20 protein-coding genes are annotated in these 13,324 nt (G+C 48.8%); 1 reads left to right on the plus strand and 19 read right to left on the minus strand.

Annotated elements, in window-relative coordinates; genetic code table 11:
• Positions 1–151: 151 nt before the first annotated feature.
• Positions 152–415, minus strand: coding sequence for an alpha/beta hydrolase (locus tag A4S05_RS30705; protein ID WP_069073561.1), 264 nt, complete (start codon positions 413–415; stop codon positions 152–154).
• A gap of 45 nt (positions 416–460) precedes the next feature.
• Between A4S05_RS30705 and A4S05_RS30710 the strand changes: the two genes are divergently transcribed.
• A complete protein-coding gene (locus A4S05_RS30710; protein WP_069073562.1) occupies positions 461–670 on the plus strand; it encodes a hypothetical protein in 210 nt (69 codons plus the stop codon).
• A 128-nt stretch (positions 671–798) separates the two neighbouring features.
• Here the strand turns inward: A4S05_RS30710 and A4S05_RS30715 are convergent, their stop codons facing one another.
• From A4S05_RS30715 to A4S05_RS30800, 18 genes are all read right to left on the minus strand, one after another.
• Positions 799–1,236 carry a peptidoglycan-binding domain-containing protein gene (locus A4S05_RS30715; protein WP_069073563.1) on the minus strand — a complete coding sequence of 146 codons (438 nt, stop codon included), beginning with the start codon at positions 1,234–1,236 and terminating at the stop codon, positions 799–801.
• Positions 1,237–1,296: 60 nt separating this feature from the next.
• Entirely contained in the window at positions 1,297–1,605 is a 309-nt protein-coding gene (locus A4S05_RS43790) for an SgcJ/EcaC family oxidoreductase (RefSeq protein ID WP_256091276.1), read from the minus strand.
• Complete coding sequence (locus A4S05_RS30725) at positions 1,602–2,003, minus strand: RidA family protein (protein WP_069073564.1); 402 nt, start codon at positions 2,001–2,003, stop codon at positions 1,602–1,604. The genes A4S05_RS43790 and A4S05_RS30725 overlap by 4 nt, the downstream gene beginning before the upstream one ends.
• Before the next feature lie 78 nt (positions 2,004–2,081).
• The gene (locus A4S05_RS30730) at positions 2,082–2,459 is read right to left on the minus strand and encodes a hypothetical protein (protein WP_069073565.1); all 378 of its coding nucleotides are present in this window, start codon (positions 2,457–2,459) and stop codon (positions 2,082–2,084) included.
• 69 nt (positions 2,460–2,528) lie between these two features.
• Entirely contained in the window at positions 2,529–3,473 is a 945-nt protein-coding gene (locus A4S05_RS30735) for a zinc-binding dehydrogenase (protein WP_069073566.1), read from the minus strand.
• Between the two features lie 58 nt (positions 3,474–3,531).
• Positions 3,532–4,287: an SDR family oxidoreductase gene (locus A4S05_RS30740; RefSeq protein WP_069073567.1), complete on the minus strand. Its 756-nt coding sequence runs from the start codon at positions 4,285–4,287 to the stop codon at positions 3,532–3,534.
• A gap of 63 nt (positions 4,288–4,350) precedes the next feature.
• Positions 4,351–4,686, minus strand: a complete 336-nt coding sequence (locus A4S05_RS43795; protein ID WP_256091278.1) for a CPBP family intramembrane glutamic endopeptidase — start codon at positions 4,684–4,686, stop codon at positions 4,351–4,353.
• A gap of 435 nt (positions 4,687–5,121) precedes the next feature.
• Positions 5,122–6,219, minus strand: a complete 1,098-nt coding sequence (locus tag A4S05_RS30750) for an extracellular catalytic domain type 1 short-chain-length polyhydroxyalkanoate depolymerase (RefSeq protein WP_069073569.1) — start codon at positions 6,217–6,219, stop codon at positions 5,122–5,124.
• A 58-nt stretch (positions 6,220–6,277) separates the two neighbouring features.
• On the minus strand, positions 6,278–6,610 hold the full coding sequence (locus A4S05_RS30755; RefSeq protein ID WP_141699849.1) for a hypothetical protein: 333 nt from the start codon (positions 6,608–6,610) through the stop codon (positions 6,278–6,280).
• A gap of 332 nt (positions 6,611–6,942) precedes the next feature.
• Positions 6,943–7,167, minus strand: coding sequence for a TMEM175 family protein (locus A4S05_RS30765; protein WP_069073572.1), 225 nt, complete (start codon positions 7,165–7,167; stop codon positions 6,943–6,945).
• 48 nt (positions 7,168–7,215) lie between these two features.
• Positions 7,216–8,157 (minus strand): DUF5996 family protein, encoded by a 942-nt coding sequence (locus A4S05_RS30770; RefSeq protein WP_069073573.1) that lies wholly within the window; start codon positions 8,155–8,157, stop codon positions 7,216–7,218.
• Positions 8,158–8,227: 70 nt separating this feature from the next.
• On the minus strand, positions 8,228–8,638 hold the full coding sequence (locus A4S05_RS30775; RefSeq protein ID WP_256091279.1) for a UBP-type zinc finger domain-containing protein: 411 nt from the start codon (positions 8,636–8,638) through the stop codon (positions 8,228–8,230).
• 54 nt (positions 8,639–8,692) lie between these two features.
• A complete protein-coding gene (locus A4S05_RS30780) occupies positions 8,693–9,061 on the minus strand; it encodes a cupin domain-containing protein (protein WP_069073574.1) in 369 nt (122 codons plus the stop codon).
• Between the two features lie 95 nt (positions 9,062–9,156).
• Positions 9,157–9,327: an AraC family transcriptional regulator gene (locus tag A4S05_RS39590; protein WP_084227331.1), complete on the minus strand. Its 171-nt coding sequence runs from the start codon at positions 9,325–9,327 to the stop codon at positions 9,157–9,159.
• 133 nt (positions 9,328–9,460) lie between these two features.
• Positions 9,461–10,126, minus strand: a complete 666-nt coding sequence (locus A4S05_RS30785; protein WP_069073575.1) for a hydrolase — start codon at positions 10,124–10,126, stop codon at positions 9,461–9,463.
• 231 nt (positions 10,127–10,357) lie between these two features.
• On the minus strand, positions 10,358–11,419 hold the full coding sequence (locus A4S05_RS30790) for a zinc-dependent alcohol dehydrogenase family protein (protein WP_256091280.1): 1,062 nt from the start codon (positions 11,417–11,419) through the stop codon (positions 10,358–10,360).
• A 207-nt stretch (positions 11,420–11,626) separates the two neighbouring features.
• Positions 11,627–12,502 (minus strand): alpha/beta fold hydrolase, encoded by an 876-nt coding sequence (locus tag A4S05_RS30795; RefSeq protein WP_069073577.1) that lies wholly within the window; start codon positions 12,500–12,502, stop codon positions 11,627–11,629.
• A 172-nt stretch (positions 12,503–12,674) separates the two neighbouring features.
• Positions 12,675–13,232 (minus strand): DsbA family protein, encoded by a 558-nt coding sequence (locus A4S05_RS30800; protein WP_069073578.1) that lies wholly within the window; start codon positions 13,230–13,232, stop codon positions 12,675–12,677.
• Between the last annotated feature and the right edge of the window lie 92 nt (positions 13,233–13,324).

Genomic DNA, 13,324 nt, shown 5'->3' on the forward strand with positions numbered 1-13,324 from the left:
CCGCAGCATTATTTTTGTCTAACCGGTTGTACTTGAATGTAGACATGAGTTATTGATCCTAATTTGAGTTATTGGGAATGAGGAATTGCAGAATGCTCTAAATAGCTTATGGCGTAAGCTGTTGCGAGATGGACTCAGTATCCCAACGCGCCTAAAGGACGCAGCGAACGCCGTCTGCGGGGATTTTGAGACCGATGAGGTAGTCAGCGAGGATGTCGTTGACACACGCATTGCCGGCGGTGAGGGCTACACCGTGCTGTTCGCCCTCGACGGTCAGCAGGCTCGCGCCGAGCGTCTTGGCGAGGCTGATGCCGCCTTCGTGCCATGCCTTGCCATATTCGGAGCCGCCGCGAATGTTGGTGATCGCGATCGCCGCGTTTGCCGCTTCTAAAATTGCTTTATTGTTCTCTGACATCTGAATCTCTCCTCTGTTCAAAGCAACAAAGTGGTGTGAGTTGTTATGCTGTTGCCCCTCACTGGTTTACTTCTAGGGACTGGTAAACGGCTTACATTGAATCGCCTTCACATTTCGCAGATAGTTCAACTGTGGCTCGAAGTCAGTCGGACAGAAGACATAAACATTGTCCTGCGACAGGCTGATGACCAAACGGTAGCTGGGTGGAATCCCTTCAAAACCTTCGATCACTTCGATTCTGGGAATCACTTGTGAACTGACTTGAGCCAGGGATGGAAAATTGAACAGTAGGAGTACGCCGAACAGAATTGTGATTGCGATTGTGGTTGTAGTTATGATTTTGGTTGAAAGAATCTTTCGGTTCATTAGAAATCTTCTGTGGCTTATGGTTGTGTAATGTTCTGTTGTTTCCAGGGAAGCGGGGATCGATAGGGGTTTTCGTGCATATCCAGGACTTCCCAGGTGGTTGGATTGACTCGCCCTGTAACTGGGATTCTGTATCGTCGCTGGAGATCGCGTATCGCAGACGTTGTGACCGCACCAAAGATGCCATCGACGATCGCCCCTCTTGGATTGCCTAACCTCACACCTGCGGCTCCTAAAAAGCCATTGTCTTGAAGGATGCGCTGTAACAATTGCACGTTTCTGCCGCGATCGCCTTGGCGTAAGGTAGGTAAGGTTAAATCAGTGTAGGCAGTGGCGATTAGAATGGGGGAGGTTTGTTGTGGAGGAATGCTGTGTGAGATCGCGGGATGAGTGAATGAACCTCCAAACAATCCTGTTGCGATCGTTAGTACTCCGAAAATGAGTTGAGGTTTCATGATTGTCCTCCTGATGGAGATTGGTTTTATTTCGCATCAATTTGCGTCGGAGTGATTACTCTACTCGCTTTGAGACCTGCAACGAGGTAACGCTTGCTGATGAAATGCAGCGATTTCTTTTCGACCCTTGAGATGTGTGCCCTCGAACGTGAGGAAATCGGCAGTTTTGCTGAACGGGGCAGCAAAGCCTTCCCCGCTACCTCGATTCCAAGCATCAATCATCTGGTGAAGGAAAGCACGGATTGCCGACTCGTCAGCATTAGTGGTGGTTTGATCTGTTTGTGAATTCACACTCTTGAGTTCTCCTTTTAAGTGATAGACCAGTTTTCGAGCAGCATAAATTGTGTTATTAACGCTTGCAAAACTCACGGAACAATTGCAGTCACGCGAATTTCAATCCGCATCGTGGGTAGTCCAAGCGCCGCGACTCCTACCTGTGTCCAGATTGGAGCGTGGTTGGGCATATAATGACGAAATAGCTTGGACATCACTTCGTTAACCTCCGGGGGGAACCCGCCAACATGGTAAGAATTAACGTGAACCACATGCTCCCAACCCGCACCAGCCGTCGCCAAGGTTCGTTCTACGTTCCGGAACGCCTGAGCAATCTCGTCTGCAAGCGATTCGGGAATTTGCAGATTGTCATCCCAGCCACCTTGCCCTGATATCTCCACTCGATTGTCAATTTTTACCGCTTGCGAGTAATGCAATTGATTTAACAGATATTCCCCATAACCAGGGGTAACAAAAAACTTGGGCTTATTCATGGTGTTTCTCATGTAGTACGTTTGACTCTATCTCGCGTTGCTGAAACGAGTTTGTTTCGGCATCATCCGATTTAGACCCTAATGTTCAGAATTCACTTGCCATGTAATCACAATGATTTCTGCAAACAGTAAGACAACTATTAGCCGCGAAAACGCTTGTAAAATGGCTTCCATTGCCCAGTTCTGACTCTGAACTTCCCAGAGCATCCAAACAATATTGAATCCAATCACCAACCAGGGTAGAATTACCGCTGAATTCCGCCTGCGATAGAAGCGGATCGCTGTCTCACGCCAAAATGGAAAGGTACTGAGAATACAAGCGATGTAGGACGCTCCTGCACTAATGAACAAGCTTGTTTGAAGACCCGAAGGCAGGTTTGGGTATCCAAGCGCGATCGCACTCAGACAAACTCCCAGCGCCAGATACAGGAAAGTAAACAAGGTAAATCGTTTCATTCTTTGCAAATAAAGCTCCGCGATAATCTATTCCTAGGTGGCTGACATGACTCAGCCGATGAACAACAATTAGTCCACATGCAGCACAGCCTTACCTGAAAATCTGCGCCCGATCAAATCAGCCGACGTTACGTCTGCTTCACGCCACGAAACTGCTCGATCAACATGCGTTTTGAGCCGCCCCTGCTCAACTAACCTCAGCAGACGAGCCAGCCCAGAACTAGCACTTTCCAGATCTACTTCGGTGTACAGCGTGAACCCGTAAAGCGTTCGCTGTCCTCCATTCTCGGAATAGAAGTCTGCCAGGGACAACTTCATCTCGTTGCCGCTGCTACTGCCATAACAAACGCAGGTGCCTCCTTGAGCCAAAAACGCAGTTAGCTTCCCGACCAATTCACCTCCTACTCCATCGACAATCAGTCGATAAGGCACGAACTGCTCGGCTTCTTGCCCAGTCTCGGTCACCACCACTTCATCCGCGCCGTAATCTCGCACAAATGCTTCTTGCGCTGGCTGACGAATTTGGGCAACGACGCTGGCTCCCATCATCCGAGCAAGCTGCATGGCGAAGAGTCCTACTCCCCCTGTTGCCCCTGTGATCAGCACCCGACTTCCTAGTAAACGAGATCCCTTTTCCACTGCATACAGTGCTGTTAACCCTGCGACGGGCAGTGTGGCGGCATCGGTATGTGATATGCTCTGGGGAATAATAGCCAGAAAGCAAGTCGAAATTGCTACATATTCTGCCCAGCCCTCCGAGCGGATGGAGAGGGCGACAATTTTTGTCCCTGTGGGTGGACCACTACCGTCCTGTGCCGTTTGTTCAACAACGCCAACGACATCCCAGCCAATTGGAGTACCCAGTGGATCATTTTGCGATCGCTTCAGTTCGCCCCGATTCATAGAAAATGCCTTGACGCGAATCAAGCACTCGTTAGCCTTCGGAGTAGGAACTTCAGTGTCTTGAAAGGTGAGGTTGCCAACGGCATCTGGTGAACTCACGAGTCTACGCATCGCAATATCCTTGTGTGTAGAGGGCTATGGTTTCATGTTCTAGATAGAACTGTTTCAATCAACTCGCTGTATATCCACCATCGATCGCTAAGGGTTGCCCAGTGATGTAGCTGGCAGCGTCGGAGCAGAGAAATACCACCGCTTGAGCAATTTCTGTTGCCTGACCGATCCGACCGATCGGAACCATAGACCCAAGATCATCGAACGTTATGCCTATCTGGTCAGCGCTACGAGCCATTAGATCAGTCGCGATGGGACCGGGATTAACAGCATTAATCCGAATGCCCTGTTTGGCATAGTCAAGTGCGGCAGTGCGTGTCAGCCCCATCACCGCGTGTTTGCTGGCAACGTAGGGAGAGATTCCCGGCAGCGCAACAAGACCATTGGTGGACGAATTGTTCACGATCGCGCCTGCACCTTGGGTTAGCATCTGCTGAATTTCGTATTTCATACAGAGAAATAGCCCTCGTGCATTGATCGACATGATCTGGTCAAAATCCTCGATCGATTGTTCGTGCAGTGGTTTAACAGCAAGATCAATGCCAGCATTGTTAAAAGCACAATCGAGTCTGCCGTAGGTCGCGATCACTTTCTGCACCAATTCCCGGACATCCGCCTCACTTGATACATCTGATTTCACGAACAAGCATTCCGCCCCAGTCTCGCGAATCAAATCAGCAGTTTCTTCACCTTCTACACTGCGGATGTCCGAGAAGACCACTTTGGCTCCAGCAGCACCGAAGGCGATCGCAGTAGCTCGACCAATTCCCGATGCGCCTCCAGTTACTAAAGCCACTTTACCTTGCAATATCATCCTACTTCTCCTGTTTCAATCAAGATTGACCTTCAGCACAGAATCAAACTCCTATCCGTCCTATTAGCCCGTGCCAGCAGCTACCATCACCGGAATTGTGGGCAAGTTGAAAACGACGTGAACGACAACAGCAGTCCAGACTGATCCACTACGGCGGTAGATTTCGCCAGTGGCAAGACCCGCTACCACAGCCGCAGGAAAGACAATATTAATGCCGTGAGCGATCGCGAAGATCAAGGTGCTGCCCACGACTGCGATAATCGGACGACTGTAGCGGAGCAGAACAGTAGTGATCACACCCCGGAAGAGCAACTCCTCGCCAAGGGGGGTGAGAAAACCAAAAAACACCGTAGCCAGAACCAGAGATAGCACCCCGCCGCTGCCACCCTGAGCGTACACCCCCTGAATATTTTCGGTGTTCCCAGTAATTTGAATCCAGACCAGAATCGCCAGTCCTTTGAGGACGAAAGCAACCAGTCCGACTCCGACTCCAATGAGGAGCCACCGCCGCGAGGTTCGACGAACGCCGAAGGGTCTGAGGGAACGAATGCGTAGCAGCACAGCGGCTGCAAACCCTGCAATGCCAGCGATACCAGACAGAGCGCTGAAGACCAGTCCGTAGACCACAGGATCGAGTCCGAGCCGCGAGAGTTGCGAGCCGCCCACAAACCCAACGAAAAGGACGACAAGACCAACAATGCATTCGGGCAAACCTGGACGGGGAACCTTGTTAGGTTGAGACGAGGATGCGGCAGTCTTTCCTAAGTCCGGGGGGTGGTTAAAAGAATCTTGAGACATGATGATGAACTCCTTTCAAAACGTTGCTCCGACTGACTACGACTTCGGATGGCGCTTGGCAAAATTCCAGATAATGGCACTGGCATCGGGACCGGCATGATCGATATAAATGCCGTCTCCAGCAGGTCCCGGCCAGACATGTCCCATATCCTGGACGAGATACGACTCAATGAGAGATGAACCGTCCGGCGCAGTGATGGTAGTGTGGGTGTACGAATGCTTGCCCTGTTCTGAAGGCACCGTTGTCGTCTTTTCGAGTAGGTTCAGGCTGTCGTTAAGCAGATCGTCATCAACAAAATCACTTACCGCAGTCCAGTGTGCAACCAGCCGAGTGGCAACGAGGGGCGGAACGACGGCATCCTCCTCACCTTGGATAACGAGTAGTGGCACCTGCCGCGCCCGATCGCCCATCTGCGACCACGCCTGACGTGCAGTGTAGTCTGGTGGCGTGGAATTAGGGTTGTCCGGGTTCACCTGGTTCAGTCCGTACTCGCCCCCTGCAACCGATGTCACCGTTGCGAAGACATCGGGGTAGGTCACGGCGAGAATAACGGCAGCACCCGCACCCGACGAGGCACCGGCGACATGTACTTGTGCTGGATCTGCATTGTACGCCTCGACCACCTGTTGGGCAACGCCAGCGAGAAGCGCAGGTTCTCCGCTGTAGCGGTGCTGCTCTCGTGGGTCAGTCGAGTTCCAGCAATTGATCATGTTGCGAAACATCCGTTGTGTCGGGTAGACAACGATGAAGCCTTCGCTGTCAGCCAAGCGGTTGAACTGCGTTGTGGACTTCATTGAGTTCCATCCGTAACCCGTCATTCCGCAGCCGTGAATCGCCATGATCACTGGCAGTTTGATTGTGCCATCAAACTGAGGCGGAAGGTGAACCTGGTAACGCAGAGAACCGATATCGCTTTCGTACATATGATTGTGGTCTCCTGCCTGCATCCACCAGGGCAGCCCAAACTGGAAAGCCGCAGTGACGATGCCGATGGCGATCGCACCTGTGACGAGGATACTAGAGGTGATCCAGAGCGATCGCCATCGCCTACGAGGAAGGTCTGACCGCGATTGATCGGACTCGAACACTTCGTCCAGATTTCGTTCTTGCGGGTGATCAGAAAAAATTTTCATAGCGATCAATTCCTTTCATTCTTGTGCTGAAAATTCAGCCCGCGCCAGCAAATACCATTTATGAGTTCAACGTCTTTTCAATACGGCGATCGGGAATGAGCCACAGGACTGCAACCAGAACGTATAATGCATATGCAAGCCAAGGGGTTGCAAAAGCAAGTGGAATGGTAACTGCATAAATCAATACCGATAACTTGCCTTTAAAATCCCGACCCAGAGCGTTCGCAAGTGTGGAACCTTGACCGTGGTGAAAAATAAGTGTGCGGGTCAGAGTGAAGTAGGCGATCGCAGCCAGCAATAGAACCACACCATAAAGCGCCACAGGCAACTGTGACTTGAAGAAGATTTTGGACAGGTTGTCCACCTTTACCTTCCAAAAATGGTTGTCCAACTTTACCTTCCAAAAATATCCAAAAAATCACATAAAGGTGTCACTGGAAAGATAACTTGGCAGAAAAGGACGGCTTATGCTTCCAATCGCCAAAAGGACAAATTATGGTTCTAAGCCCCAAACTTAAGCTCAGCGAGGATGTAAAAAATAGAACTAGTGTTGAAGCAACGTTTTTATTAGGTTTAAAAGATACTTCCTTTTTGGGACTCGCGGATAGCTTTATGCTTCCATTTTGAGTCAAAAGACAAGTTATCCTTCCAATGTTAGGACTTACTGACAATCCAGTAACGCAACAATAATGGTTTCAGACATTGAAATACTCGGTTATGCTTCTAGACCCTGAAATCTTTTGGGTATAGTGACAGAAACAGGTGATGGTGATTGTTCCAGTAGATACCAATATGCACGAAACTCAACACATAGCTTAGAAAGGTTGGAATCAGCAGACGTAGCGCAGCTAAATCTGACTCATGAGGTATTTTCAACTCCAGTACCATAATGGTGATGATAATAGCAATTACCCCATCACTGAATGCTTCTAACCTACCTTTAACCATTTTTGGGTATGCTCCTTGTCTGCTTCAGCAATTTGCAATTTGTTAGCCTTACACAGTTGGGGAACGCTCCAAGGCTACTCGATCCCAATATCCTAAATTGGCTGCTGCTTCATAGGTGCTTTGGAAAAAAGCAAGGAGCATTGCATCTGGATCGTCAGTTTGTCTCACGGCTTCATAGGGTAGGATAAACTCTTGCATCTCTGAGCTGTAAAAAGCTTCTGTGGGTTGGATCGGGTAATCATGGAACCCTTCCGGCGTAGGGTAAGCATAAGCGTAAAAAACAGGCTCCACCACTGACCCACCCCCCGGCCAAAAACCACAGCTACTGACTTCGTGTGAATAGGCTTCTCGTGTGACCCAATCTGCCATATTCGGAACTCCCCCTGGGTGTTCTGGCGCACGACGACCAGAGAAACGAGTCACAGCAAGATCAAAGCTGCCCCAAAAAAAATGTACAGGGCTGGATTTACCAATAAACTGGGAACGGAATAAGGTCATGACCCGATCGACTTGCACAAGAATTCGCCAGAACCGTTGTGCATATTCCGGATCATAAGCTGCGTGTTGATAGTCCTGATCGAACGGGATTGGTTCTGACACTTCTTGCGGCATCGTCCAGATTCGGACTTCGATGCCGATGTCGCTCAATGTAGTTAGCACCATTTGGTAAAAATCTACCACAGAGCGAGGAGCCAGTGCAATTCTTTTAGTAATGCCGTCGCTAGTGTCGATTTGTAGTTGGTGGTCGAGAAAATCAAAGCTAATTTGAAAGTTACGAGTTCCGCAAGGGATTGAAGCGGTTGTTAGTCCACGCGGTGTGACATAAAGAGTAGATTGCCACCAGTGATTGAGTTTAGGTGCCAGTGCCAACCGGATTTTACCGATGATTTGCGTCCATAGATGGAGAGTTGCATAGGTATCCTGCCAAGCTGCTAAGGGCAAACTGGGCCAAACGATGTCAATGGGAGTACTTTGATTAGAAACAGCCATGAAAATCACCCACATGAGGAGAACATGTTGAAGAAATGAGAAGGAAATCTAGATGAAATCAGAATCGCTATCAATAGTTTTTTCCCTGTTCATCTGCAAAACACCATAACCACTGCTCCCCCAATTCAGCCGAACTAACCACTGCATGATTGGTTGCTTCATAATGACGGCGAGCATGTTGATGCTCAGAAGAATCGCAGCACAGCATTTTGCCACAGGTTTGGCAAATCCGGAGGTGTACCCAGCGGCTATTTATTTTAATGCACTCTTCACAACGAAATATGGGATAGGCTGCTTTAGAAATCAGGTTTTCCACAGTTAGATTGTTGAGATGTTCGCAGGTCATAGTTTTTTGGTATCCCTGGTAGAAGACAACGGTGAACAGAATGATTGAGGCTGATGTGAAATCTGAAATTAGGGGCGCGTCCTTCTCCTGGGCGTAGTCGCCGAAGCACCCCGTTGCCGCTTGTGCAAAATTCACGGAACAATTGCAGTAACGCGAATTTGAATCCCCTAACAGTGAGATTTGCATGAATTAGACTGGTGCATAAATCGTTTCGTCTTCTTTGCGCCAAGCTGGATCAACTAGACAAACGAAAACAATAGGTTCGTTGCCGTAGTTGTGAAGGAACTGGATTGCATTTGGAGGAATGTAAACCGCATCGCCTGGTTCAATGCGACGAACTTCACTGTCGATCGACATTTCGCCAACACCGCTAATGATGTAATAAACCTCAGAAGTTTTTAGGGAATGGGGAATCGAAGTTTTGCCAACAGGCAAGATCGCATACGCCAAACTGTAACGCAAGTTGATGTCTTGTTTGTCAGGATGAAGCAGTTCGCGCAGAACAGTTCCATCTCCAGCGATAATTTCTTCACAGTCGTTTAGTTTTTGGATCAGCATAAGTTTAGGCTTGCAATTACACAATCGGAGCAAGTTCAGAATCTGTGAATTTTGGCGTAGAAATTTGCCTGTTCCACGCGCCGTTGAATCATGTACTAATGGGACGAAATCCCCATCGTTCGCTTAAACAAACTTGCAAAGTAAGTCGGGCTGATGTTAACTATACTTGCCAGTTCGGCTAAGGATAAATCACGATTCAGATGAGCATGAATGTAATCGATCGCCTGCTGCAATTGGCTGTAAGTTAAGCTTCTATTCTCAGGCATGATAATTTGTACGACCTCAGAATAGTGGCGCAACAGATGAATCACTAACGCTTGAGACGGAGACAGTATTTTATCTTTTTCAAAATGCTGTCTCCTATTTTACTTGTTGCTTCCGTAGAGAAAACCTCAAGTATTAATGTCCACCTGATGTCACTGGAGGGGTTGTTGCAAGGAGCTGAAGTTCCCATGCAAGGGCAACCGCACTAGCACCGCCATGCTCAAGAGTAATATCTGATACACCCGCAGTTGTTTCTGTGCGTGCCCAGTCACGTTGCCATTCAGCAAGTACAGCCATCCAGTTGATTGGAACTGCACCAGCCTGAACCATCCGGCGAACAGCCATGTCATGAGCTTCCGCAGTAACACCACCCGAAGCATCGGTAACGATGAATACTTCATAACCTTCACCAAGCGCCTGGATTGCTGGCATTGCCAGACAGATTTCGGTGTAAAGCGCAGCAAGTATAAGTTGTTTGCGGCCACTTTTCTTCACTACATCTGTAACGTTTGGATCTTCCCAAGTATTGATGAAAGTGCGGTTGATCGGTTTTTGATCGGGAAAAACATCCTGTAGTCCCTTGATGATGTAACCCCCTCTCTCTTCAATGACTGTGGTCAGGATTGTGGGTACGTTAAACAACTTTGCCGATTTGGCAAGACCAATAACATTGTTAATGATTATCGTAGGTTCATGGCTGTTCAAGTTGGCAAACTGATAAGGCTGGTGGTCAATAAGTATCAGGATGCTATCTTCTGGACGAAGCAGTCCTTCTAGGCCGATTTTTGGATTTTCAGACATAGCTATAAGTTCCCATTCAATATTTACTTTGCAGACACGCTCTAGCGTGTGAGCCTGACTCAACTGATGAATTACAGAGTTTTTTCGCAAGCCAAAAATGAAGCAGATCGCTGATTATTCCTGCTGAAGAAAGTCCAGTAACAGGGAATTGACCTGTCCCAATCAATATTGACCTTCAGCACACAATCAAACTCCGATCCGTTTAGCAATTACCAACGCCGCAAAGCTGGTCTAGTTTTCTGTAAACTTCAGCACAATTTTGCCCCGTGTTCCTCCCTGCTCTAGACGCTGATGTGCCAGAACGACCTGATCCCAGGAAAATACTGAATCAATCACTGGGCGAAGCTGATGACGCTCGATGAGTTTTGTCAAAGCCTCTAATTTTGCTCGGTACTGGGGTGAAAGAACAAAATGAATCGTCAGATTTTTACCCCATGCTTCAAGAAGCGATTGCGGTATTGCAATGTCTACAATACTGATAAGCCTACCGAAGGGGCGAATGATTTCTAGACTACGCTGAATTGTTTCTTTGCCGATCGTATCTAGAACTAAATCCACACCCAATCCATTTGTTTCTTGACGAATGACTTCTACGTAATTTTCATTCTTGTAATCAATCACTCGATCTGCACCCAGTTCTGTCACAAAATCTCGGTTTCTAGAACTACACGTTGCAAAAACGTATGCCCCTATCGCTTTGGCGAGTTGAACTGCGATCGAACCCACTCCACCCGCACCCGCATGGATGAGAACTGTTTCACCAACTTGTAGATTGCCCCTAGTCACTAGACAATCCCAAGCAGTTCCGCCTGCAAGCGGCAAAGAAGCTGCTTCAATGTGCGATAGATTTGCAGGCTTCAATGCAACAATCGCTGCATCAGCCACATGATACTGAGCGTAGCTACCGAATTCTCCAAAAATTTGCGGCGAGTAGTACACGTTGTCTCCCACCTTGAAATCAGTCACAGCTTCGCCAATTGCCTCAATCACCCCTGAAACATCGACTCCAAGAATGGCGGGTAATTGAACCAGTTCTTTGTAATCACCACGACGAGTTTGGTAATCGACCGGGTTAATCGAGGTTGCACAAACTCTGACTAACACCTGATTCGCCTTCAGTGTTGGTATGGGAACAGTTTGAATCTCAAACTTCCCAGCATCACCAAACGCAGTTAATACGGCTGCTTTCATAGATTCCATCTGTGACAACTCTCCTTGATTTAGAATAAACAGTGACAGGATTTCGATACCACTCAGTGTCGGTAAGTTCTCCCCAACTTCGCAAGTCAGCATGATTTGGTAAGGTAGTTACCGTTTAGGGAAAAGGTTTTTCCTCCCACCTCTGGATCTGAACCAGTTTTGGATTAGTTTTTCTTGAGGAAGTCAAGCAAGACAGGATTCACCTGATCGGCATGTGTCCAGTTGATAGCATGGAGGCCACCCGGAATGACGACCAGTCGGCCGTTTTTGATTAGCTTTGGCAGTCTTGCCGCCGTGGACTCAAGTGGCAAAAGTGGAACCGATCGCACTATTGAGGAACGTGCGGATCAACCTTGCCACCTCCTCTGCATGAGTTTCCAGCGCGAAATGCCCAGCATCGAGCAGATGAATCTCTGCATCCGGGAGATCGCGCTGATAAGCAGCAGCACCAGCGGGCAGAAATGCCGGATCATGACGACCCCAGACGGCGAGAAACGGCGGACGGTGCTCGCGAAAGTAGGACTGGAAGGCTGGGTAGAGCGCGACGTTGCTGCGGTAATCGAGGATCAGATCGAGATGGATCTCCTCCGCGCCCGCTCGCCCCATGTAAGCGATGTCGAGTTCGTAGCCGTCGGGTGACAAAAGGGTTAGATCGGCTCCGGTACCATACTGCCAGTTCCGGATTGTGTCCGGTGCGAATGAGGGTCGGCAGACTTCCCGGTTCGCTGCGCTCGGTTCGCGCCAATAAGTCTCCCACGTCCCCCATTCGTCACTGAAACCCTCAAGGTAGGCGTTGCCATTCTGCGAGACGATCGCAGATATCCGTTCAGGATGGCGCATCGCCAGACGCAGACCTACTGGCGCACCGTAGTCGAAGATGTAGAGTACGTATCGATCGATCGACAAAGCCTCGGTAAAGCCCTCGATTACCTCTGCAAGGCGGTCGAACGTGTAGTCAAACGTCCCGCGTGGCGGTGCCTTGGTCTGTCCGAAACCAGGTAGATCCGGCGCGACGAGCCGAAAGCGATCGGCAAGCAGAGGGATCAGGTCGCGGAACATGTGGCTGGCGGTCGGAAAGCCGTGCAACAGCAGTATTACCGGCGCATCGCTTGCCCCCGCTTCGCGGTAGAACACTTCGACATCACCAACCTGTCGAAACCCGTAGCGTATTTTCATCTCTTTTCCTTTGATTGCGCGTGTAAAAGTTTTGATCTGCTTCAGCCTGAACTTCGACGCTCAGATTTGGAATCCGCTAATTCCACGCGATCGATTTGACCAACTTGTACCGGATAAGCTTGTTTCAGCAACTCAGCAACTTCTTGCGCGATCGCAATCAGGGTATGGCAACTTAATGACTTTCAGAAACAATGGCTGCCATCAATTGCGCCTTGCTCCAGCGTCCGGTATATCGAACGCCATTGATAAACAAGGCTGGAGCAACCGTCACTCCACTCTGTATTCCGCCTTCGATATCTTCATTGATGCGATCGACATGCACTTGTTTAGACAACTCTTTGAGAAATTGAGGAATGTCAAGCCCTAAATCATTGGCGTACTCGACAAGATAACCGTTCTCCAACCTTTGTTGATGGTCAAATAAAGTATCGCTCATTAACCAAAACTTTCCTTGGGCGGCGGCGGCTTCGGCTGCTTGGGCTGCCCGTTGTGCCTGGGGATGAATCTGGATCTGTGGAAAATGGCGGAAGATAAAACATAAATAATCCTCTCTAAAAGAAACCGTAAGCTCTTGCCGAATGATTTTAATCAGCTTGTAAACGGCTGCACTTCTAGGACATTGATAATCCCCATACATCACTAATACCACGGCGGCACTTAGCACACCTTGACTGTGATCTTGGGTTGAAGCTGGCACAACTAAAGAACTGGAACTATGGTCGTCGATCATCTTTCTACATCTGTATCAAGCATGGAACCTTGCGATTCACTTGCTCAATCCACATGAATTCAATATAAGCAATTGGCTTTTAGTTGTCGTCT

The sequence above is a fragment of the Nostoc sp. KVJ20 genome (genome assembly GCF_001712795.1).
Lineage (GTDB): Bacteria > Cyanobacteriota > Cyanobacteriia > Cyanobacteriales > Nostocaceae > Nostoc.